Source organism: Kamptonema formosum PCC 6407, from assembly GCF_000332155.1.
GTDB lineage: Bacteria > Cyanobacteriota > Cyanobacteriia > Cyanobacteriales > Microcoleaceae > Kamptonema > Kamptonema formosum.
This window is the reverse complement of sequence record NZ_KB235903.1, coordinates 2,362,701-2,383,813: the sequence shown is the minus strand read 5'-3', so window position 1 is coordinate 2,383,813 and position 21,113 is coordinate 2,362,701. Positions and strand designations below refer to the sequence as shown.

The following is a 21,113-nucleotide window of genomic DNA, read 5'->3' as shown; positions in this document are numbered from 1 at the left end:
AAGACTTCCGCACTGTAACTAACCTCTATACAATAGTTCACATAGCTTTTATTAGTCGTCGATCGCTGGACAAGTGTTTCCCTAATTTCAAATTTAAACTCTCAAATCGATTATGACGCTGCCTTCTAACCCGGAGACACCCGAACAGGGTTCGGACAATAACTTCTCACCCGCCACCCCAGAAAATCTAAGTATTGCAACGACTACTGACGTTGCGATCGAACCTCGCAACCTAGAAGGGGAATATCTCGACGAACTCCCTGATGAGGTAGAGATGTCGCTATTTGACCATTTGGAGGAATTGCGACAGCGAATCTTTTATTCGGTGCTTGCTGTTGCTGGGGGTATGATCGGTTGTTTTCTGACCATTAAACCGATCGTACAACTACTAGAAATCCCGGCAAATGGCGTGAAATTTCTACAATTAGCTCCGGGAGAATTTTTCTTTGTCTCGCTGAAAGTAGCTGGTTACAGCGGTTTATTGGTTGCTAGCCCCTTCATACTCTACCAGATAGCAATGTTTGTCTTACCAGGCTTGACTCGCCGCGAGCGGAGGTTGATGGGGCCTGTTTTCTTGGGGTCTAGTGTTTTATTTATAGGTGGATTGGTTTTTTCTTACTTGCTGTTAATTCCCGCTGCGTTAAATTTCTTTGTTAACTATGGGGAGGGTGTGGTCGAGCAGTTGTGGTCAATTGACAAATATTTTGAATTTGTACTACTGCTCATGTTCAGCACTGGTTTAGCTTTTGAAATCCCGATAGTTCAAGTGATATTGGGTATTTTAGGGATTGTTTCTTCGGGACAAATGCTTTCAGGTTGGCGATACGTGATTCTAGGTGCTGCTGTTTTAGGAGCAGTTTTAACACCTTCTACTGACCCTCTAACTCAAACTCTTTTAGGGGGTGCTGTTCTTTGCCTTTACTTTGGGGGAATCGGTTTGGTGAAGCTTTTAGGGCGATGAGTACAGGTATCCGTAACGCCGCTCTGGGGGGTATCATCTAAGAAGGTTGCTATAAATTGCTGAATTTTTTCATGAATTTGCGATCGATCCAATCTTTCCAGCGCCACAATAAGGGTGATTCCCACATCAGAGGGCCGCGAGATGCGATCGCACTTTTATTTCCAGTACCAATTAGTCCGAGATATTGTTTCTGTGGGACAAAGGCTTTCAGGGGTTTTTCTAATAATAATCGCTGCAAATTTTCAAATAGCGGCTTACCTTGGCGTACAGCAAATACTCCTGCTTTGGGACGCGGATGATTAACCATTGTAGCGATATCACCTGCGGCAAATATGTGAGGATGAGAAACCGATTGCAGATAGTCATTAACTTGAATAAACCCTTTGTAATCAGTAGATAAACCCGATGCTTTTATCCAATTAGGTGCTGAGGCTTGCGTCACCCAAAAAATGCGATCGCATTCCAATGTTAAACCTGATTCGCAGTGGATTTGGTAATTGGTAATTGGTAGCTGGTAATTGGTAATTGGTAATTGGTAATTGGTAATTGGTAAATTTAAGTTGTTTTTTTGTATTTCACATACTGTTTCACCTAAATGTAATTTAATATCCCGACTAATAAGAATTTCTTTAAGGCGGCGGCGTACTCGCTGGTTATGACCGATCGTCAGTTCTCGATCTCGATGGAATAAGTGAAATTTTACCACCGATTTGCTGACAGATTCAACAGATAAATTATCTATTTGCTTAGATATATTTTGCTTAGATATATTCTGGAAATTAATAGCATCAGTTGCTAACAAACGAGATTGCATATTTAAGGCTAGTTCTACACCGCCCGCACCGCCGCCAACTATGGCAATGCAAAGCGGTTTTTGATAATTTTGCCTCTCTTTTATTAACTGATTCCAGTTAGCTAAAAACTCTGGTACTGGTTTGGCGGGAATTGCATAAGCTGCTGCACCCGCTACTGAGAGAGTGTTTGGGGTACTGCCAATATCAATGGAAAGTAGGTTAAAATTTATAGGGGGATGATTGCTACATATTACTTGATTTTTGTCAAAGTCTAGGGCAATTGCTTTGTCAATAAAAATTTGGGCTTGGGCAAATTGAGAAAGCGATCGCAAATCGATATGGCATTCATCCTCATCGTAGAAGCCCGCGACGTGACCAGGAAGCATCCCCGAATAGGGAGTATGAGAGACATCACTAATCAGAGTTAGACGTACCCTTGGTAGCGGTTTAATGCCGAACATTTTCAGCACAATTACATGACTGTGACCACCGCCAATTAGCACTAAATCTTTAACTTTTGGGTCTGAAAGTTGGTGCATAATGCTAATGGCTAATGGCTAATGGCTAATGGCTAATGGCTAATGGCTAATGGCTAATGGCTAATTGCTAATTGCTAATTGCTAATTGCTAATTGCTAATTGCTAATTGCTAATCCCAAATTCGGCTTTACTACCGCCTTTATTGTCATTGTGAACTCCGCGAAGCAATCGCCTAGTCTCTGCGATTGCTTCGCGGAGCTCGCAATGACGGATTATTGCTAATAAAGGGGATGACTAACCCGGATTTGGTATAAGTCATGATTTTGTATAAATCCTATAACAGTTAACAGTTAACAGTTAACAGTTAACAGTTAACAAATAGCTAATTGCAAAACTTTTCTACACACCTTACAAACATTTCTACTCCCATACCCAAGGCAGTTTCATCAAAGTCAAAACGGGGATGATGGTGAGGATAAGCTAAATTTTTATCTGGATTTGCCGAACCCAAAAAGAAATAACAACCAGGTACAGCTTGGAGAAAGAATGACATATCCTCGCCGCCCATAGTTTGACATTCTGGCACTACTCCCGCTGGCGTTTCTACAACAGATTCAGCTACTCTTCTTACTAAATCTGCTATTTTTGCATCATTAATTACTGGTGGATATAGAGAGTAATAATTCAGTTTATAACTCGCTCCGTGACTTTGACAAATCCCTGCGATTACCTGTTCTACTCGTTTATCAAAAAATCTTTGCTCTTGATATTTCGGATTAAAATATCGTACCGTACCGCTGAGTTGTGCTGTATCAGCAATGACATTATGGGCAGTACCAGCATGAAATTCACCAACTGTTACTACTGCCGAATCAATTGGATCGACATTACGAGCTACAATCGTTTGTAAAGCATTGACAATTTGAGAGGCGACAACAATTGAATCAACGGTTTGGTGTGGCATTGCACCGTGTCCACCTTTACCAAAAATTGTACATTCAAAAATTTCTACTGCCGCCATTAACGCGCCACTACGAACACCTAATGTACCTAAAGGAAGATTGTTCCATAGATGCAAACCAATGATTGCATCGACATCGGGATTCTTTAAAACTCCCGCTTCAATCATTGGCTGTGCGCCTCCTGGCCCTTCTTCTGCTGGCTGGAATATAATCTTAACTGTACCTTTGAAATCTTCTCGGTGATTGGCGAGATAGTAGGCAGTACCCAGGGCAATTGCAGTGTGACCATCGTGCCCGCAAGCGTGCATAATTCCGTCATGCTGAGAACGATAGCATACTTCATTTTCTTCTTGGATTGGCAAAGCGTCTATATCAGCGCGAATTGCTAAAACTGGCCCGGGTTTACCGCTGTCAATGGTTGCGACAATTCCGGTTTTAGCAATACCTATTTGATTTTTTATTCCCCATTCTTGCAATTTATGGGAGATAAATTCAGCCGTTAATTGTTCTGTAAAACCAAGTTCAGGACGTTGGTGCAGTCGTCGTCGCCATTCTACTAACTTAGGTTGTAATGCTCGAATTTCAAACCGTAATTGCGATGCTTCAACGGAATTTAAGCTCGGAAAAGTTGAAACCATTTTTTATCACCTTTAAAAAAACATGGGATTAAACTATTTAAATTTTGAAGTGGAAAGCGCATTGACTATAGGCATTAACCGCTCTAAATCTAATTCTGAAGCTACTTGTGCTAATTTAGCAAGGTCTGTGGGGTCATCAAGGTGCGGCAGAATCCCCAACACCGGAATCTGAGTCAAAGATTCAATTAAATCAATTGGTGTCCAATCCGCAATTTCTTGGTTTGAGCAAGGCTTGACACAATTGAGGACAATACCTTTGAGCTTAACACCAGTTAGTCTGGCAAGGGCAGTATTCGCTACGGCTTGCGCGATCGCACCCAATCTGATTGGCACAACTAAAACCGCGCTCATCCGCCAATCTCTTGCTAAATCAGCTACTGTCAATTCATGAGTTACAGGAGAACCCAATCCTCCTAACGCCTCAACCAACACAAAATCTCGCTGCTCCTGCAAGCTTAATAGGGCATTCCAGACCAGTTCTAATTCTACACGCCTACCTTCCCGTTCAGCAGCGATCGGAGGCGCTAACGGCGCACTGAAGTGGAGAGGGTTGAGTTCTTGTGGGGATTGGTTAAGGGAAAATAAACGGCTGTAAAGTTCGCGATCGCCAGTTCCAGTTTGCAAAAGCTTCAAAATTCCTAAACTGCGATGCCTTTGGCCGACTTCGCGATCGCAGCAATACCTCTGCCAATAAGCAGCCAGAGCACAAGTCAACACCGTTTTCCCCGCATCCGTATCAGTTCCAGTAATAAGTAATGTACTCATTGGTAATTGGTAATTGGTAATTGGTAATTGCTAATTGCTAATTGCTAATTTAGGACTTACGCTCAGGGCTCCAGAAACCGGGTTTTTGAGAGAATCTGTGGGTAAAAACGAAGTATTTTCGTCAAAAAACCCGGTTTCTTTGGTTGGGTGCGTAAGTCCTGTAATTAGTAATTTGGTAATTGGGCAGAATGGCCGATTTACTCCCCCATCCTCCCCATCTTCCCCATCCTCCCCATCTTCCCCATCCTCCCCATCCTCCCCATCTCCCCCTCTTTCCCTAGCCCCTAGCCCCTAGCCCCTAGCCCCTTCTTCTATACCTATAGAGATGGTGAAGGGGGTTCAGTAGGATTATCCGATGGAGGCGGAATATTACTCGAATTTGGCTCAGGAGATGGAGATGGCTCAGAAATGGGGGTCGGAGATGGCTCAGGAATCGGGGTCGGAGATGGCTCAGGAATCGGGGTCGGAGATGGCTCAGGAATCGGGGTCGGAGATGGCTCAGGAGTCGGGGTCGGAGATGGCTCAGGAGATGGAGATGGCTTAGGAGTCGGAGATGGCTTAGGAGTCGGAGATGGTGTTGGTTTGGGAGATGGTGTTGGTTTCGGTTCTGGCGTTGGTTCTGGCGTTGGTTCTGGCGTTGGTTCTGGTGTCGGTTCTAGAGTTGGTTCTGGCGTTGGTTCTAGAGTTGGTTCTGGCGTTGGTTCTAGAGTTGGTTCTGGTATTGGTTCTAGGGTCGGTTCTGGTATTGGTTCTAGGGTTGGGTCAGATTTAGGAGTCGGAGTAGGAGTGGGAGTCAGAGTAGAAGTGGGTGTAGGAGTTCGAGTCGGAGTCGGAGTTGGACTAACAAATATTGAAGGTTTCGGTGATGGTTTCTCTCCCTGACTGTTCAAAAATGAACTTACCAAAGCCCAAGAACCAAATCCCGTCAAGATTACTAATACCGCACCCAGCGCCGTCGCAGCCATTGAGTTATCCCAGAAAGAATCAGTGGAGGGTGCGATCGCAGGGTCGGGTTTATGCTGTTGGCCAGGAGTGGGACTAGCAGGATCGGGCTTGCGCCCCACCGCTACCGTTGCTACTTGGGAGACATTCGACCTCGCCGGGGTAGGGGTAGAAGCGGGAGTTTGAGGTTGAAAACTGGGATTAGCCTGTCCATCTAAAGCTTGAGCAACTTCGCTTACAGACTGAAAGCGATCGCCAGGTTGACGGCTCAACATCCGATTTAACACATAAGCAAAACCCAAACTCACCTGCGTCCACCTTTGCCAATTCCAGATCAGCGTATTTTCCTCCAGCAGTTCTTGCGGCTCCCTCCCCGTCAGCAAAACGATCGCACTCACCGCCAAAGCGTAGAGATCGCTGCTCGGATTTGCCCGTCCCGTTTGCATTTGTTCCACAGGTGCATAGCCGATTTTTCCCACACTGGTTGCTGGGAGAGCCGGATCGGTTCCTTGTACCCTAGTCGCTAATTCCTTCACCACCCCAAAATCAATCAGCACTGGGAGTTGGTCGCTATTTCGCAAAATAATATTGTCCGGTGCAATATCCCGGTGGATAATCCCCTTAGCGTGAATGTGAGCCAGCACCGGCAGCATTTGCCGCAGGAACACCTGCACCTCTGCTTCCGAGAAATTATTCCCACTTGCCTTACGCTCTTGCAGCAGCCGACGGTAGGTCTTCCCCTCAACATAATCCTGCACCAAGAACAAGCGCTGATTCTCTTCAAAATTTGCCCGAAACTGGGGAATTTGCGGGTGCTGAATTTGATAAAGTACCGCCGCTTCCCTTTGAAACAGCTCTTTAGATTTCTCTATGGCATGAGTACCGCTTTGAATGGGAATAAATTCCTTAAGAGCGCAGCGTTCTTGAAAACGCCCTCGATCTTCTGCTAAATAGGTGCGGCCGAACCCCCCTTGACCCAAGATACTGAGCAAGTGGTAGCGGTTTTGTAGGGTAGTCCCAATGGGAATAGGCGGTTGCATAAATTTTAAGTAGACCCAGAAAAAACTGATAATTTTAGAAGGCAGGAGCTAGGAGTCAGGAGTCAGAAAGATTTAGTTATCTAGAAGGGTACAAGCCCAAAGACTCAAGTTCCCTAGCATACTTCACGCTCCCTGATGTCGAGTCCCGATGGAACCGTTGTTACCCCTTATCTCCCCAACTCACAACTCAAAAGTTACAATTCCTAGCCATTTAGCTTCGCTTTCACCATTTCTTGAATTTTCTTGCCATCGGCTTTACCTTTAAGCTGCTGCATGGCAGCACCCATCACCTTGCCCATATCCTTGGCCGACGTAGCACCTACAGAGACAATAATCTCATCAAGTATCGTACTCACCTCAGTGTCAGACATTTGTGCGGGCAAATATTCTTCAATAATGGCGAGTTCAGCGGCTTCTTGTTCTACCAAATCCTGGCGACCAGCTTTGCTGTACTGCTCAATAGAGTCCCGTCGCTGCTTGGCTATTTGTACCAAAACCTCCATTTCTTGAGCTTCCGTCAGCGCTTCCGGGCGGGCACTAACTTCTTTTTCTAGCAAAACTTTCTTAATACTGCGGACTGTTTCCAGGCGCACTTTCTCTTTAGACTTCATCGCGGTTTTGATATCCGCGTCAATGCGTTCTCTTAAAGTCATTGGCTTCTCCAGGTGTGAATGCAGATATCAAAAATCTAGGATCTTGTAAAGCTCCTAGATTTTAAAATATTCTTTAATTTTATTCTCTCTCGATCTGTTGCATCATTATATCTACGTAAATTCACTTAATCCCATCTAAATCTTGGGTCTGCCTCTAAAATAAACTGCTAAAAATACGAGGTAATGTTTTGAGTTGAGGATGGTAAAATTACCTTAAAAAGAATGTCCTGCGAGGGGCCCTGCCGTGATCCGTTCTGCTACTTTACCGCTTCCGCTTTCTGAGCCTCAGATCCCCGATCACAACCGGCTGCGGCTATTTTCTGGCTCTGCTAATACTCTTCTTGCTCAAGAAGTAGCTCGCTACTTGGGTATAGACTTAGGGCCAATGGTACGCAAAAGGTTTGCTGATGGGGAACTTTACATCCAAATTCAGGAATCGATTCGGGGATGTGATGTTTATTTGATCCAGCCAACTTGCCAGCCGGTGAACGATCACCTGATGGAGTTGTTGATTATGATTGATGCCTGCCGTCGGGCTTCTGCTCGGCAAATTACAGCGGTTATTCCCTATTATGGCTATGCTCGGGCCGATCGCAAAACCGCTGGTCGGGAGTCAATTACTGCCAAGCTGGTTGCTAATTTGATTACTGAGGCGGGGGCTAATCGCATTTTGGCGATGGATTTGCACTCAGCTCAGATTCAAGGTTATTTTGATATTCCTTTCGATCATGTTTATGGTTCGCCTGTAATTTTGGATTATTTGGCGAGTAAACAATTGCCTGACATTGTTGTGGTTTCGCCGGATGTGGGCGGGGTTGCTAGGGCGAGGGCTTTTGCTAAAAAGCTCAACGACGCACCCCTGGCAATTATCGACAAGCGCCGCCAAGCCCATAATGTGGCGGAAGTGATGAATGTAATCGGGGATGTGAAGGGCAAAACTGCGGTGTTGGTGGATGACATGATTGACACCGGAGGGACGATTACCGAAGGAGCTCAGTTGTTGCGTCGGGAAGGGGCCAGACAGGTTTATGCTTGTGCGACTCATGCGGTGTTTTCGCCCCCAGCGATCGAGCGTTTGTCAAGTGGTGTACTTGAAGAGGTAATTGTGACTAATACGATTCCTCTGGCTGCGGATAAGCACTTTCCACAGTTGACTGTACTCACGGTTGCTAATTTGCTTGGTGAAGCAATTTGGCGAATTCATGAGGATAGTTCGGTTAGTAGTATGTTTCGTTGATGTTGCTGTTGCGATCGTTCGTTACCTGAACCCCCCTTAAAAAGGGGGGCTTTTGTTGCTTGGGGGTGCGATCGCGCTTTTATGCTATCGTCTGCGATGGGTATTGACTACCCTACAAAAGATTTAAAGGAGTTATTTTGGTAGTTCGCAAAAAAAGCACCATTAAGCAAAATGGCAAAGGTGCTAATTTAGGGTTTGAAGAAAAGCTTTGGGCTGCTGCTGACAAGTTGCGCGGTCAAATGGATTCCGCTGAATATAAACATATAGTTTTAGGCTTAATTTTTCTCAAATCCATTTCCGATCAGTTTGAAGAACGTTACGACCAGTTAGAAATTTGGGGCTTAGACTCATCAAGTCAGTTTTCACTCCCAGATGGTAACGATAAATTTACTGAAGAACAAGATTGTGGCTTGACTGATAACCGCTTTGAAATTCCTGAATCAGTCCGCTGGTCAAATTTAAAATCTCAAGCAAATCTCCTCAATATTGGGAATCTCATAGATGAAGCAATGATGGTGATTGAGAAAGAAAATTCATCTCTGAGTAGTATATTACCGAAAGCTTACTCATCTTTAGATCCTCGCCGATTATCAGAATTAATAGCTATTATTAACACAATTGATCTAGGTGAAAAAAATAGTAGTTCAAAAGATATTTTGGGCAGAGTTTACGAATATTTTTTAGGACGATTTGCTAACTGGGAAGGTAAGGGAGGTGAGTTTTATACTCCGCAGTCAGTCGTCAAGCTATTAGTCGAAATGACGCAACCATATCAGGGTAAAATTTACGATCCTTGTTGTGGTTCTGGGGGGATTTTTGTCCAGTCAGAAAAGTTTGTACTGGCGGCTGGAGGCAAGGCTAATGATATCTTAATTTATGGGCAAGAATCTAACCAAACCACTTGGCGATTATGCAAGATGAATTTGGCAATCCGGGGGATTGAGGCTAATATTGGTGAGTGTAATGCTGACACTCTAAATAGCGATCTGCATCCAGATTTAAAAGCAGATTTTATTCTAGCTAATCCACCATTTAATATGAGTGACTGGGAGGGATATCGACTTCATCAAGACCAGCGGTGGCATTACGGGATTCCACCGGCTAGTAATGCTAACTTTGCTTGGATACAACATATTATTTACCATTTATCAGATCGAGGGATTGCTGGTTTTGTGTTATCAAATGGTTCGCTGAATCATGGTCAAGTAGAGGGAGAAATTCGCAGTAAAATAATTGAGGATGACTTGATAGATTGTATTGTAGCATTACCAAGCCAGCTTTTTTACACAACACAAATAGCAGCTTCTTTGTGGTTTATTGCTAAAAATAAAAGAGATGATAAATGGCGCGATCGCGCAGGGGAATCCCTCTTTATTTATGCGGCAAATTTTGGTCAGATGGCAGATCGAACTCACCGCACGATCGCAGATGATGAGATTGCTAAGATTGCTAACACTTATAATTTATGGCGCAGCCGCGATCGAATAAATGAATATAAAGATATTCCTGGCTTTTGTAAATCTGCTACCCTTGAAGAGATAAGATATCATAAAATGTCTTTAGTTCCAGGCAGATATGTTGGCTTTGATGAAAATCTGACAAAACAGTGGGATATAACAGAACTACGTGCAGAATTTACCGATGTAGAAAATAGGATAGCGGAAATTGATCGAGCCTCAAATTCAGCACTAAATGTTTTAAAGGAGTTACTATATGGCTGAACCTCTGTTGAAATGCCCTAGTTATTGGTTGTGTGGAACTCTTGAACCTAACCCTGAAGGAAAATTAATTACTTATGTTGATAGTGGTGGTACGCCTAGCACCAAAAATGATAGTTATTGGGATGGCGAAATTCCTTGGCTTACTCCTAAAGAAATTACGGGTTTTACAGATAGTGTCTATGTCTCTAATACTGAAAGAACAATTACTCAATTAGGTTTAAATAATAGTGCTGCAAAATTACTACCTACCGGAACAGTAATGCTCACAAAAAGAGCACCTGTAGGTGCTGTTGCAATTAATGCTATCCCAATGGCTACTAATCAAGGCTTTCTTAATTTTCAATGTGGCTCAAAAATCAGACCGCTCTATTTAGCTTATTGGTTTAGAACAAATCGAGTTTATTTAGATATGGTGGCGAATGGATCAACTTATCCAGAACTATATAAATCAGATTTATTCGAGTTTCAGATAGCAGTTCCACCTTTAGAAGAACAGGATGCTATTTTGAGCGTAATTAGTGCTGTGCAGTATGTTTCACTCCTTGGATTGCCACTTGAGCAGTCAGCTAGTACCCCAGAAAGTATGATTAAAATGCAAGAACAAAATCGGCGCTTGCGAGATATTCGTGATGCGATATTACCGAATTTATTATCAGGAAATTTGGATATTTCAAAAGTTTTTAATCGCTGCTCGGAGAGCATTTTATGACATACACTAATTTGCCAGAACTTTGTTGTCTCAATGGATGCCGTCTTCTGAAAGGACATTCAGGTAAAAAACATGAACTCTATCCCAATTCAGCCTGGAATTTTATGGTAAAAAAAGATAGGGACAAACTTGAAAAAGCAGGATATGCTACACCTCGTGGGGGTAAAAAAGGTGCTTATCAAAACCATGTTGGTCGTAGTAATCGGGTAATATTACCTTATGAAAAGCTGTCTAGTGTCGATCTTCGTAATTATCAAGATGGATATATAATCAGGTTATTTCCAGAGCAGTATTTTGATGCTGCTTATAATCCGAAACAGAAGTTTATCAATGGTGTTGATTCGTGGATAATTGTAGGGATAAATGCTTTTGTACTTTATCGTACACATATTGGAAAGCAAACTTTCCCACCTTTACCAAATTGGAGTCTTCGCGGTCTTGAAAAAGATGGTAAAATAGTTAATTCACGGCGGACTAAAAACGTTACTGATACTGGTCATTTTGTTCAGCGCATTCCAAGAATAGGAGAATTCACTGAACGCATAGAAGGAGTAGATCAGGGAGTATTTGCACCTGAATATGCAGATCAAACAACTAATTACTTATCTCAATGTGTACTAGCTTGGCTCATAGTTCACACAGTTGGAAGTCCTTATGTCACCACACAGACCAAACATTTACAAGCCATTCTTGCACAAAACGGATTACTTGGTGACACAAGTTATGAATATAAAGGTGTAATGCGACATGGATTGTGTAGTTGTCCTTTATGTCTCCGCTTGCTAAGTTACGAAGAATTACATAAAATGGTATCTTTTAATGAGGATAGTGTTTCCGATAATGCAGCAGATCAAGTAGAAGGAGCAACACGCTCAACTATTGTTAATCTTTTTCATCTTGAACCCTTAGTATATGACCGCATCGATCATGTTCCAGCAAATGTAGCTTGGGGACATCATAGTTGCAATAGTCGCTTAGGTCAAAGACGATGCCGATCGCTTAGAGAATTGATGGATTTAGAATTAAAAGTTGGTATTATTACACCAGAAGGCATCGAAAGTTTTGGCTGGATCAGTGATGACTATGAAATGATTCGTTCCCCACTGGGTTCAGTATGGATAAGGATCAGTACAGATGGAGATTTAGATGAACTACCCAAATCAGAAGATATTTTAATTGAAGACCCAGATCTAGGAACAGGAACACTGCTTGAATTAGAAGAGCAACTAGCAGAAAAGGAACAGGAATGAAAATTTTACAAACTAAATTTGAAAGCATCACCTAACTTTACCAAAATAGGAGGGTTGCCATCAGCCACGTAATCAGATCAATCCCCTTCCAGCACAGCCCTAGCTCTTACCTCCAACTTTCTTAGCACCCAACTCCTCTAAAAGTCAATCCTTGAGGTAAAGTTATTAAAGGTTAAAGCTTCTCCCCAGCATCTCTATGCCTTACACTGCATCTACTCCTACTGACCCCAATCAACCCAATATCCGTAATGCTGACTACGCATTGCTAGATTTTGATAAACTGACACCGATGATGCAGCGGTATGTAGGTGTTAAAGAACAATATCCCCATGCGCTTCTTTTCTTTCGTGTCGGCGATTTCTTTGAGTGTTTTTTCCAAGATGCTGTTACCATTTCAGGGGAATTAGAACTGGTTTGTACTAGCAAGGAAGGTGGTAAAGAAATCGGTAGAGTACCGATGACAGGTGTACCCCATCACTCACTAGACCGCTACAGTGCCATGTTAGTAGAAAAAGGCTATGCAGTAGTAATTTGCGACCAAGTAGAAGATGCAGCAATTGCTGCTAAAGAAGGCCGCCAAGTTAAGCGAGAAATTACTAAAATTCTCACTCCTGGAACCTTGACAGATGATGGGATGCTTAAACCTCGTCAAAATAACTTTTTAGCAGCAGTTGTGATTGCTGGCGAACATTGGGGTTTAGCTTATACTGATATTTCTACAGGTGAATTTTTAACTGTTCAATCTACTAATTTAGAACAATTAAATCTAGAATTGCTACGTTTACAACCCTCAGAAATTCTCATTCCTACTCATAGCCAAAATGTAGGTACAATGCTAAGACCAGGAGAGAGATCGGAACATTTACCTGAATCTTTACCTCCTTCATTTTGCTATTCACTGCGGAAGCAACTTCCCTTCACTCTTCCAGAGGCAAAACAGCGACTTCTACAAAAATTTAAAGTGCGATCGCTGGAAGGTATGGGATGTGAAAATCTCCCTTTAGGTGTTCGCGCCGCTGGCGGTTTATTAGAATACTTAGAAGAAACTCAGAAAGAAAATTCAGTTCCTTTGGAACCTCTACACACTTATGCACTCAGCGATTTTTTAATTCTAGATCACCAAACTCGCCGCAATCTTGAAATCATCCAAACAGTCCGCGATGGCAATTTTCACGGTTCTTTATTGTGGGCAATTGATAAAACTAATACTGCAATGGGAGGTCGCGCTTTACGTCGCTGGTTCTTGCAACCATTGTTAGATATTAAAGCTATTCGTGCTAGACATGATACGATTCAAGAATTAGTAGAAAATAATTCTTTGCGTCAAAGTTTACAGCAATTATTACGCCAAATTTATGATATAGAAAGGCTGGCCGGTCGTGCTGGTTCTGGTACTGCAACTGCTAGACAATTAGTTTCCTTAGCTGATTCTTTAGAGAAATTACCACAACTAGCTAATGTAGCATTGCAGGGACGTTCTCCTTATCTTAAGGCCTTACAAAATGTGCCGCCCGTGCTAGATAAATTAGGGCAAAATATCCATGCTTATTTAGTAGATGAACCGCCTATTCATTTAAAAGAGGGTGGTTTAATTCGCCCAGGTATTAATGATGAGTTGGATCGAATGCGAGGCATGGCATCAGGCGATCAACAATGGCTGGCTAATTTGGAGGCGACGGAAAGAACGCGCACGGGAATTTCTAACTTAAAAGTTGGCTATAATAAAGCTTTTGGCTATTATATTAGTATTACAAAATCGAAAATCGATCAAGTTCCACATGATTACATTCGCAAGCAAACTCTCACTAATGAAGAGCGTTATAGCACTGAAGAATTGAAAGAAAGGGAAATAAGAATTTTAACGGCACGAGAGGATTTGAATCAGTTAGAATATGATATCTTTACGGGATTGCGCGAGTCAGTTGGAGAACAGGCGGAAGTGATTCGTAATATTTCTCGTGCGGTGGCTGCCGCTGATGTTTTGTGCGGTTTGGCTGAAGTTGCAGTATATTATGGTTATTGTCGTCCGACTATGGTAGAAAGTCGGGAAATTAAAATTGTAGAAGGGCGACATCCGGTAGTAGAAAAGTCTTTACCTGCGGGCTTTTTTGTACCTAATTCGGCTTTTTTAGGCAGTGAAGAATCGGTAAATAGACCTGATTTAATTATTTTAACTGGGCCGAATGCTAGCGGTAAAAGTTGTTATTTACGGCAGGTGGGTTTGATTCAGTTGATGGCACAAACGGGTAGTTTTGTACCTGCAAAATCGGCATCTTTGGGAATATGCAATCGCATTTTTACCCGTGTTGGTGCTGTGGATGATTTAGCAACTGGTCAGTCTACTTTTATGGTAGAAATGAATGAGACAGCAAATATTCTCAATCATGCTACACCTAAATCTCTAGTTTTGTTAGATGAAATTGGCAGAGGAACGGCGACTTTTGATGGTCTTTCGATTGCTTGGTCGGTGGCGGAATATTTAGCAAATGAGATTCGGGCGCGGACGATTTTTGCTACTCACTATCACGAAATGAATGAGTTAGCATCTATTTTGCCGAATGTAGCAAATTATCAGGTAACTGTGAAAGAATTACCCGATCAAATTATTTTTTTGCACCAAGTTCAACCGGGAGGTGCGGATAAATCTTATGGGATTGAAGCCGGGAGATTGGCGGGTTTACCTCCGTCGGTAATTGAAAGGGCTCGGCAAGTTATGCGGCAAATTGAGAAGCACAGTAAGATTGCAATGGGGTTGCGGAAGGGGATTAAGAAACAGGAGAAACAGGATTTAGAGGCCGAACAATTGGATATTTTTGATAGTTGAAGATAGTAATACAAAATCCGGAGAAACCTACACCATTTCTCATTAAGTCGTTGCGATCGCTACTACACAAACGAAGTCCGCCGACGCGGACTAAGAAATAAGGAAGATATTTAACACGACTTAGGCACTTTGGCTAAAGAAACCGGGTTTTTTACCGACTTTATGGGAAGAAGTCTTTTCGTAAAAAACCCGGTTTCCCATCCCCGATGCTAAACAACTCAAATCTCAAAACTTTTTAAATCCCTTCCTCTTCAGACAAACGCTGAAGTGAAAGCGATGCAGCTTGAGATACTTGGGAATTGCTGTCTTTTTCTAAGTATTTCAGCGCAGAAACACTCTTAGGACTAGGCAAATTCCCCAAAGCTTCAGCAAGACGCTGGCGGATTAGCCAATCTTCCGACTGGACAAACCGCAAAATCGCTTCCACTGCTTCCACAGCTTTGATCTCACCCAAAGCTGAAATTGCTGCTTGCTGCATGACAACTTCTTCACTATCCAAACCTTGTAGTAGCGCGTCGCGGGCGCGAGGATCTTTAAGATTACCCAAAGATACGGCGGCGCTGAAGCGCACTAACCAGTCGGTATCTTCATAAAAAGCGCGTATTAAAGCATCAAAAGCTCTAATATCCCCTAAATAGCCCAAAGCGCCAGCAGCATCGGCACGAATGCCGTAATCTGGGTCATTTGCTAGCAATTTCACCAGAATCGGATAGCATTCTTCGGTGGGTTTCACACCCAGGGCAAAGACTGCCATCGATCGCACCTGTAAATTTTCATCGTCTAACACCTTTTTTATTAAAGGTACTGCCTCCACCGCCGGAATATGCCGCAGGTTGGCTAAAGCGATCATCCGATCGGCTGAATTTTTGCTGTCTAACTGGATTGAAATTTGCTCTATGCTTAAAGTGGTCATTATTTACCGCGCTCTTAGTAAAACTTTACATTTGATTAATCTATTATAGTGCTAGTTTAGGAATTGACTCAAGCACGCGCGATCGCCTAATGTCCCCACAGATTAGCTCAAATCTGCTGCTAGCAATAACTTAAGACTTACGCACCAGCCAGAAATTAAAAACATAAGCCTTCAGAGCAAACGCATCAATATCTTGCGATCGCCAATTTGAAAAAAGAGGAGAGTCTTGTCTGGTGTCCAGTTGCTCTATTCTTTCTATTTCTAAAAAACGATCGCTGAGAGCGATACTATCTTAGTTAAGAACTTAATTTCTTTGAACAAACCATAGAGCACAGAAGAGTGTAAATTCATGGATGTATGTGGTGTTCATAACTATTTTATAACAAAATTCTCATAACTCCTGTACTTAATATTTTCCTCTACCTACCGATACATATCGAGTTTACACCTAGAGAGCGATGTAATAATTCACCTTAATTTCTATATTTATTAAAGCTAGTTTAAATTTTAAAAAGGACAGAGAATAAGTCCACCTGGCTAATCCAATCTTAACAAGAGGCACCTTAAATATGAAGAAGCTAACACCATTTCTCCTCAGTAGTATCTTATTATTAGGAGTTGCCGCTTGCGACAACACTGCCAAAACAAGTGCTAACGCTCCTGGTTCTACTCAGCAGGAAGATATCAAAACACCAGATACTAAGACAGTTCAGGATAACCGAGATGATGCTACTAGCGAGATTCGTAGAGCACAAGCAGATGCTGACATTCGCGCACGAGAACAACGTAACAATGTAACTGGTGGCGATACACAAAGAGCCGATGCCGACTTAGCGAGTGAAGTCCGTTCAAAATTAGAGGTCAATATCACCGGCGGTCAACTAATTGTTACCGCTAAAGATGGTGCAGTTACTATCTCAGGGACAGTGCCTAATCAAAACGATCTAGGCACGATTGAACCTTTAGCTAAAGAGATTAAAGGTGTCAACAGCGTAACTAATAAGGCAGTTGTAGCAGGCGCAAATCCCTCCCCTTCAACTCAGCCTCAATCCAACAATTAGCAGAATTCAGGAGTTAGAAGTCAGATTTATTCTTCAGGATTCTGACTTCTAACTTCAGATTTATAGCTGCTTATCTCCTCAATTCAGACTTGAGAAATTAGTTCTCGATCTGTCGGAGGATAGATAGCAAGGTTCCCCCTAGCGACCGATGAAAGTGCTAGGGAAAATAGTCAATAAAGGAATAGTAATAGCACAAATCAATAATTGATTTTGTCGCTGTACAAATTCTATACATAGCAAGCAGAGGATGTAAAAACATGGCTTTAGGTCAACAAAAGCGAGCTGTAGGAGCATTTTCAAATTACCGAGATACAGAAATAGCGCTTAGAGAGCTTCAAAGTGCAGGCTTTCCCATGAGTAAAGTTTCTGTAGTTGCACAAAATACCGATGATGACAACATCGGTGACAACATCGCGGGAGCTACAGTTAGTAGTGGTAAAGACAAGCAAGTAGGGCGCGGCGCTAAAGCAGGTGCCACCGCCGGGGCTGTAACGGGAGGCTTGATTGGCTTAATCGGCAGCCTAACTGCGCTGAGTATTCCGGGAATTGGCCCGATAGTAGCAGGTGGTACGATCGCAACTCTTCTCGGAGATGCTTTAGTAGGAGGTGCGATCGGTGCTGCTGCTGGCGGTTTAGTGGGTGGATTGGTAGGTTTAGGTGTTCCTGAAGAGCAAGCAAAAATTTACAACGATCGCCTCTTAAGAGGTGAGTATCTAGTATTTGTAGAAGGTACTGATGCCGAAATCGCCACAGCCCAGAGTATCTTCAGTGTACGCGGCATCCAAGACTGGGGCATCTACGACGTACCCAGCAGTCACGATCGAGACAGAGTTGCCCACCGAGACAAGCGGGCAGTAGGCGTTTTCTCCACCCGCCACGAGACAGAACAAGCACTCAGCGAGCTGAGAAATGCTGGTTTTAACATGGACAACGTTTCTGTCATCGCGCGAGATGCCGATCGGCAAGATGACATTGCAGGCATTGACGTACAAGATAGCGCCGGCAACAAAGCAGATTTAGGTGCAGCTAAAGGGGCCGTGACTGGCGGCGCTTTGGGCGGTTTGACAGGTTTACTGGTGGGATTGGGTTTAGTAGCCATTCCTGGTATTGGCCCAATTATGCTGGCTGGAGCCGGTGCAACTGCACTCGCAACTACCCTCACAGGTACGGCAATTGGTGCCACCGCTGGCGGTTTGATTGGGGCCTTAGTCGGCTTGGGAATTCCCGAAGAGCGGGCTAGAGCTTATAGCGATCGCATCGCCAAGGGTGATTATTTAGTGATGGTCAAAGGAACAGACGACCAGATCGCCAGAGCCGAATCTATTCTAAGCCCGCGAGGTATTCAAGAATGGGGGATTTACGATTACCCCAGCGTAGATACAGCTCGTGCTAACTACGGCACTCCCGGTACTCCTAGCGTCGATACCACTCCTCTTTACAATCGCGAGCCTGATGCGAGCGCTCGCCGCTTGGGATAAGTTAGTGACAATAGCATAATTGCCCTTACCGGGGAAAGAGCGCAATTATTAACAAAAACTAAAGCTAGAGTTGGTTATTTTTAGGAATAGCCAACTCTAGCTTTATTATTCTGCATTTGCCACCTCCTAGATCCAGATATAACTTTTTTTCTTCATATCCTTGTCTCCTCTGGCTTGTACTTAACCAGTTCAACATCGCAAATCTTATTGATTGAGTTCGATCGTCTGTATCCCTTGCTACTACTTGTCCTGTGCTATAGAAGTATAATTAAACATCGGGATTTACTAAAAGTATCTCTTGCCTCTAACTCCTGCTAGCGATTATCTTTAAATATGGGACAGCTAATTTCAGCAAATTATAGGTGAAGTAGCCGATCCCCACGAGCTGACTAGGGCCTGGGGTTGGGGGCAAATATTAGACTAAATATTGCCGCCATCTGCTAAAGATGCGAGCATCTCCAGCAGATGACCGCAAGACTTAGGCACATATCGGTAAGCTCACAACTATTGATCTTGCCATTGGCAAAACCTGCTAAAGTTGGGCAGTGTTCCTGGGAATGCTTCAGCTCGGCATTCGAGTACCCCAGAATCAAGCTAGTATGGCCGGGAGCGCGTCAGCGTAGCTGGTGTTATGTTAATTAGAACCACAAGCCCTCTATGGATTTAGGAGAAGGTGGCAGTAAGCACAGAAGCACAAGAATACAGGAGTTTTTTGTACAGACGCGAACCGCGTTTAGACGGCAAGAACTCCTGAGAATTTTCGTTTGTGCTTCTGTTGAATGTTTAGCACTGATAGGAAAACAGCCAAACTCTGGGTTTTCACTGCAACAATATGCAGTGATGGGAGGTGACAGTAGCTAAACAAAACCCTAAACCGCTTGATAGTCAGGAAGGCGGTAGGGATGCCCCTGGGAATACCCGATACTCTTGATTTTCTAAGGCGGCAATAGTAATCAAAAAAATTTGGGATTTTAGGAATTGGCAATTGGCTTGAGGAAGCCTTGAATTGTGATTATTTTAAGAGTTACCAGAATTGAGTTTTTAGGTAGTGATGAGCATTGGTTGTTAAGTCTTGAATAGTTTAACTCAATCATCAAAACCGCAACTGTTTGCAAAGAAATCTGCAACCTCTTAAAAGTCTAAACTTAAAACTTCCCTTTGACCTAAGCCCATCCGAAATCATTCTACCGAAAATAGAGCTGCGCCAATATGGTGCTGCTTAGCATTAACAACTTTTCTATTTCTTTCTTTTGAACCAACTGCTGACAATTTTGGCTCGCTAACTTTTTCTGTAAACCGCCCGTATAAGGCGGTTAGGATACCGTCTAGAAGGCGGCATTACGTAACTAATGCGTAAGTCCTACAGAAATTTGCAGACAGCCGGGAATATCCACACATTCAGGAAAATTACTCAACTTTTTTATGAATTTCACTGAGCTTTTAAGCGCCAATGAACTGTTAGAGCGACATAGACAAGGGGAAAGAGATTTTAGAGGGGCTAACCTGATTGCCGCTAATCTAGGTGAAGCCAATCTGAATCGGACAAATCTCAGTAACGCGAATTTGAGAGGAGCAAACTTAACCAGAACTAAACTAATCGGAGCAAACTTAAGCGGAGCCGACTTAAGCGGAGCTAATTTATCTAAGGCTAAACTGATTGAAATCAATCTCGGCGGAGCTAGTTTAACTGGAACTATCTTATTAGGAGTTGACCTGAGTGGAGCCAACCTCAGCGGAGCTATTTTTTCTCAGGCTGATTTAAGTAAAGCGGTTTTGATTGGAGCGAGTCTGGTTGGAGCTTGTTTGCTCAATGGGTCTAAATTAGTAGATGCTAACTTAAGTGGGGCAACTCTAAGCCGAGCGACTGCCAATGGAGTTGATTTAAGTAGGGCGATTTTGAATAGAGCGATTTTGAGCGAAGTAGATTTGAGCGGCGCTAATTTGAGCGGCGCAACTCTGATTCGGGCTTACGCCAATCGTGGGAATCTTAGTGGTGCTAATTTGCACTCCTCAAACTTGAGCGAGGCAAGTTTGCGAGAGGCGAATTTGTGTGTTGCTAACTTAAGTGGAGCTGAGTTACAAGGAACTGACTTGAGCGGAGCTAATCTGAACGGTGCTAATTTGAGTGGAGCTGACTTGCAAGGAGCTAACTTGAGGGGAGCTAATCTCAATGGGGCAAGTTTGCACAAAGCTGATTTAAGGACGGCTGAGTTGAATAAGGCTAATTTGCGGGGAGCCAATTTGAGCGGGGCTAATTTGTCTGGTGCTAGCTTGCTGGAGGCTGATTTGCGAGGAGCTAATCTGAACGGCGCTAATTTGTCGGGTGCGGGTTTGTTATTGACATCGCTGGCGGGAGCGGACTTGACTGGAACTAATTTATCTGAGGCTAATTTAATTGGGGCTACCTTGAATGTTGCCAACTTGAATGAGGCCTGTTTGGGCGGTGCAATTCTACCCAATGGCGCGACTCACGGTTAAGGGAGCGGGGGAGCGGGGGAGATGGGGGAGATGGGGAGGATGGGGAGGATGGGGGAGATGGGGGAGATGGGGGAGATGGGGAAGATGGGGAGGTAAATCCACCCCTTCTCCCCAATTACCAATTACCAATTACCCATTACCCATTACCAATTTTCCAAAAGCTATTGACAATCTTTTGATACTTTGATAGTATTAAAAGGTTTGAGAC

The 21,113-nt window shown here is 43.3% G+C and carries 17 protein-coding genes; 11 read left to right on the top strand and 6 right to left on the bottom strand.

The genetic code is table 11. The features are described from left to right. Positions 1-112 precede the first annotated feature (112 nt). Positions 113-961, top strand: a complete 849-nt coding sequence (tatC, locus tag OSCIL6407_RS0115355) for a twin-arginine translocase subunit TatC (protein ID WP_007356103.1) — start codon at positions 113-115, stop codon at positions 959-961. 49 nt (positions 962-1,010) lie between these two features. On the opposite strand, the gene OSCIL6407_RS0115350 is transcribed toward tatC, so the two are convergent. The 3 genes from OSCIL6407_RS0115350 to bioD all read right to left on the bottom strand — a co-directional run bounded on the left by OSCIL6407_RS0115350 (position 1,011) and on the right by bioD (position 4,599). After that, positions 1,011-2,294, bottom strand: a complete 1,284-nt coding sequence (locus OSCIL6407_RS0115350; RefSeq protein WP_007356104.1) for an FAD-dependent oxidoreductase — start codon at positions 2,292-2,294, stop codon at positions 1,011-1,013. A 322-nt stretch (positions 2,295-2,616) separates the two neighbouring features. Further along, entirely contained in the window at positions 2,617-3,834 is a 1,218-nt protein-coding gene (locus OSCIL6407_RS0115345) for a M20 metallopeptidase family protein (protein WP_007355731.1), read from the bottom strand. Positions 3,835-3,867: 33 nt separating this feature from the next. Beyond that, entirely contained in the window at positions 3,868-4,599 is a 732-nt protein-coding gene (gene bioD, locus OSCIL6407_RS0115340) for a dethiobiotin synthase (protein WP_007355732.1), read from the bottom strand. A gap of 97 nt (positions 4,600-4,696) precedes the next feature. Here bioD and OSCIL6407_RS34385 point away from each other — a divergent pair, with 97 nt between their 5' ends. Further along, positions 4,697-4,894 (top strand): hypothetical protein, encoded by a 198-nt coding sequence (locus OSCIL6407_RS34385; protein ID WP_193789135.1) that lies wholly within the window; start codon positions 4,697-4,699, stop codon positions 4,892-4,894. Between the two features lie 22 nt (positions 4,895-4,916). On the opposite strand, the gene OSCIL6407_RS0115335 is transcribed toward OSCIL6407_RS34385, so the two are convergent. Together OSCIL6407_RS0115335 and OSCIL6407_RS0115330 are read right to left on the bottom strand one after the other, a co-directional pair. Next, positions 4,917-6,581: a serine/threonine-protein kinase gene (locus tag OSCIL6407_RS0115335; RefSeq protein ID WP_007355248.1), complete on the bottom strand. Its 1,665-nt coding sequence runs from the start codon at positions 6,579-6,581 to the stop codon at positions 4,917-4,919. A 203-nt stretch (positions 6,582-6,784) separates the two neighbouring features. After that, entirely contained in the window at positions 6,785-7,234 is a 450-nt protein-coding gene (locus OSCIL6407_RS0115330) for a GatB/YqeY domain-containing protein (RefSeq protein WP_007355249.1), read from the bottom strand. Positions 7,235-7,478: 244 nt separating this feature from the next. Here OSCIL6407_RS0115330 and OSCIL6407_RS0115325 point away from each other — a divergent pair, with 244 nt between their 5' ends. The 5 genes from OSCIL6407_RS0115325 (at position 7,479) to mutS (ending at position 14,975) form a co-directional block, all read left to right on the top strand. Further along, positions 7,479-8,471 carry a ribose-phosphate pyrophosphokinase gene (locus OSCIL6407_RS0115325; RefSeq protein WP_007355250.1) on the top strand — a complete coding sequence of 331 codons (993 nt, stop codon included), beginning with the start codon at positions 7,479-7,481 and terminating at the stop codon, positions 8,469-8,471. A gap of 137 nt (positions 8,472-8,608) precedes the next feature. Next, on the top strand, positions 8,609-10,192 hold the full coding sequence (locus tag OSCIL6407_RS0115320) for a type I restriction-modification system subunit M (RefSeq protein ID WP_007355251.1): 1,584 nt from the start codon (positions 8,609-8,611) through the stop codon (positions 10,190-10,192). Further along, positions 10,185-10,901 carry a restriction endonuclease subunit S gene (locus tag OSCIL6407_RS0115315; RefSeq protein ID WP_007355252.1) on the top strand — a complete coding sequence of 239 codons (717 nt, stop codon included), beginning with the start codon at positions 10,185-10,187 and terminating at the stop codon, positions 10,899-10,901. The genes OSCIL6407_RS0115320 and OSCIL6407_RS0115315 overlap by 8 nt, the downstream gene beginning before the upstream one ends. Further along, on the top strand, positions 10,898-12,151 hold the full coding sequence (locus tag OSCIL6407_RS0115310) for a restriction endonuclease (protein WP_234708744.1): 1,254 nt from the start codon (positions 10,898-10,900) through the stop codon (positions 12,149-12,151). Before OSCIL6407_RS0115315 ends, OSCIL6407_RS0115310 begins: the two co-directional genes overlap by 4 nt. Before the next feature lie 196 nt (positions 12,152-12,347). Next, positions 12,348-14,975 carry a DNA mismatch repair protein MutS gene (gene mutS / locus OSCIL6407_RS0115305; RefSeq protein ID WP_007355254.1) on the top strand — a complete coding sequence of 876 codons (2,628 nt, stop codon included), beginning with the start codon at positions 12,348-12,350 and terminating at the stop codon, positions 14,973-14,975. Between the two features lie 235 nt (positions 14,976-15,210). Here mutS and OSCIL6407_RS0115300 read toward each other — a convergent pair whose 3' ends face one another. After that, positions 15,211-15,888 carry a HEAT repeat domain-containing protein gene (locus tag OSCIL6407_RS0115300; protein WP_007355255.1) on the bottom strand — a complete coding sequence of 226 codons (678 nt, stop codon included), beginning with the start codon at positions 15,886-15,888 and terminating at the stop codon, positions 15,211-15,213. 569 nt (positions 15,889-16,457) lie between these two features. Between OSCIL6407_RS0115300 and OSCIL6407_RS0115295 the strand changes: the two genes are divergently transcribed. From OSCIL6407_RS0115295 to OSCIL6407_RS34380, 4 genes are all read left to right on the top strand, one after another. Beyond that, positions 16,458-16,949, top strand: a complete 492-nt coding sequence (locus OSCIL6407_RS0115295; protein WP_007355256.1) for a BON domain-containing protein — start codon at positions 16,458-16,460, stop codon at positions 16,947-16,949. Positions 16,950-17,206: 257 nt separating this feature from the next. Then, positions 17,207-18,427 (top strand): general stress protein, encoded by a 1,221-nt coding sequence (locus tag OSCIL6407_RS0115290; protein WP_007355257.1) that lies wholly within the window; start codon positions 17,207-17,209, stop codon positions 18,425-18,427. Positions 18,428-19,849: 1,422 nt separating this feature from the next. Then, positions 19,850-20,905, top strand: coding sequence for a pentapeptide repeat-containing protein (locus OSCIL6407_RS0115285; RefSeq protein ID WP_007355258.1), 1,056 nt, complete (start codon positions 19,850-19,852; stop codon positions 20,903-20,905). Beyond that, complete coding sequence (locus tag OSCIL6407_RS34380) at positions 20,886-21,092, top strand: hypothetical protein (protein ID WP_148288867.1); 207 nt, start codon at positions 20,886-20,888, stop codon at positions 21,090-21,092. Before OSCIL6407_RS0115285 ends, OSCIL6407_RS34380 begins: the two co-directional genes overlap by 20 nt. The last annotated feature ends 21 nt before the right edge of the window (positions 21,093-21,113 follow it).

Excerpts from the sequence above, each read along its gene's own strand:
- tatC (WP_007356103.1), top strand. The coding sequence starts at position 113 with ATGACGCTGCCTTCTAACCCGGAGACACCCGAACAGGGTTCGGACAAT.
- OSCIL6407_RS0115350 (WP_007356104.1), bottom strand. The coding sequence starts at position 2,294 with ATGCACCAACTTTCAGACCCAAAAGTTAAAGATTTAGTGCTAATTGGC.
- OSCIL6407_RS0115345 (WP_007355731.1), bottom strand. The coding sequence starts at position 3,834 with ATGGTTTCAACTTTTCCGAGCTTAAATTCCGTTGAAGCATCGCAATTA.
- bioD (WP_007355732.1), bottom strand. The coding sequence starts at position 4,599 with ATGAGTACATTACTTATTACTGGAACTGATACGGATGCGGGGAAAACG.
- OSCIL6407_RS0115335 (WP_007355248.1), bottom strand. The coding sequence starts at position 6,581 with ATGCAACCGCCTATTCCCATTGGGACTACCCTACAAAACCGCTACCAC.
- OSCIL6407_RS0115330 (WP_007355249.1), bottom strand. The coding sequence starts at position 7,234 with ATGACTTTAAGAGAACGCATTGACGCGGATATCAAAACCGCGATGAAG.
- OSCIL6407_RS0115315 (WP_007355252.1), top strand. The coding sequence starts at position 10,185 with ATGGCTGAACCTCTGTTGAAATGCCCTAGTTATTGGTTGTGTGGAACT.
- OSCIL6407_RS0115310 (WP_234708744.1), top strand. The coding sequence starts at position 10,898 with ATGACATACACTAATTTGCCAGAACTTTGTTGTCTCAATGGATGCCGT.
- mutS (WP_007355254.1), top strand. The coding sequence starts at position 12,348 with ATGCCTTACACTGCATCTACTCCTACTGACCCCAATCAACCCAATATC.
- OSCIL6407_RS0115300 (WP_007355255.1), bottom strand. The coding sequence starts at position 15,888 with ATGACCACTTTAAGCATAGAGCAAATTTCAATCCAGTTAGACAGCAAA.
- OSCIL6407_RS0115295 (WP_007355256.1), top strand. The coding sequence starts at position 16,458 with ATGAAGAAGCTAACACCATTTCTCCTCAGTAGTATCTTATTATTAGGA.
- OSCIL6407_RS0115290 (WP_007355257.1), top strand. The coding sequence starts at position 17,207 with ATGGCTTTAGGTCAACAAAAGCGAGCTGTAGGAGCATTTTCAAATTAC.
- OSCIL6407_RS0115285 (WP_007355258.1), top strand. The coding sequence starts at position 19,850 with ATGAATTTCACTGAGCTTTTAAGCGCCAATGAACTGTTAGAGCGACAT.
- OSCIL6407_RS34380 (WP_148288867.1), top strand. The coding sequence starts at position 20,886 with ATGGCGCGACTCACGGTTAAGGGAGCGGGGGAGCGGGGGAGATGGGGG.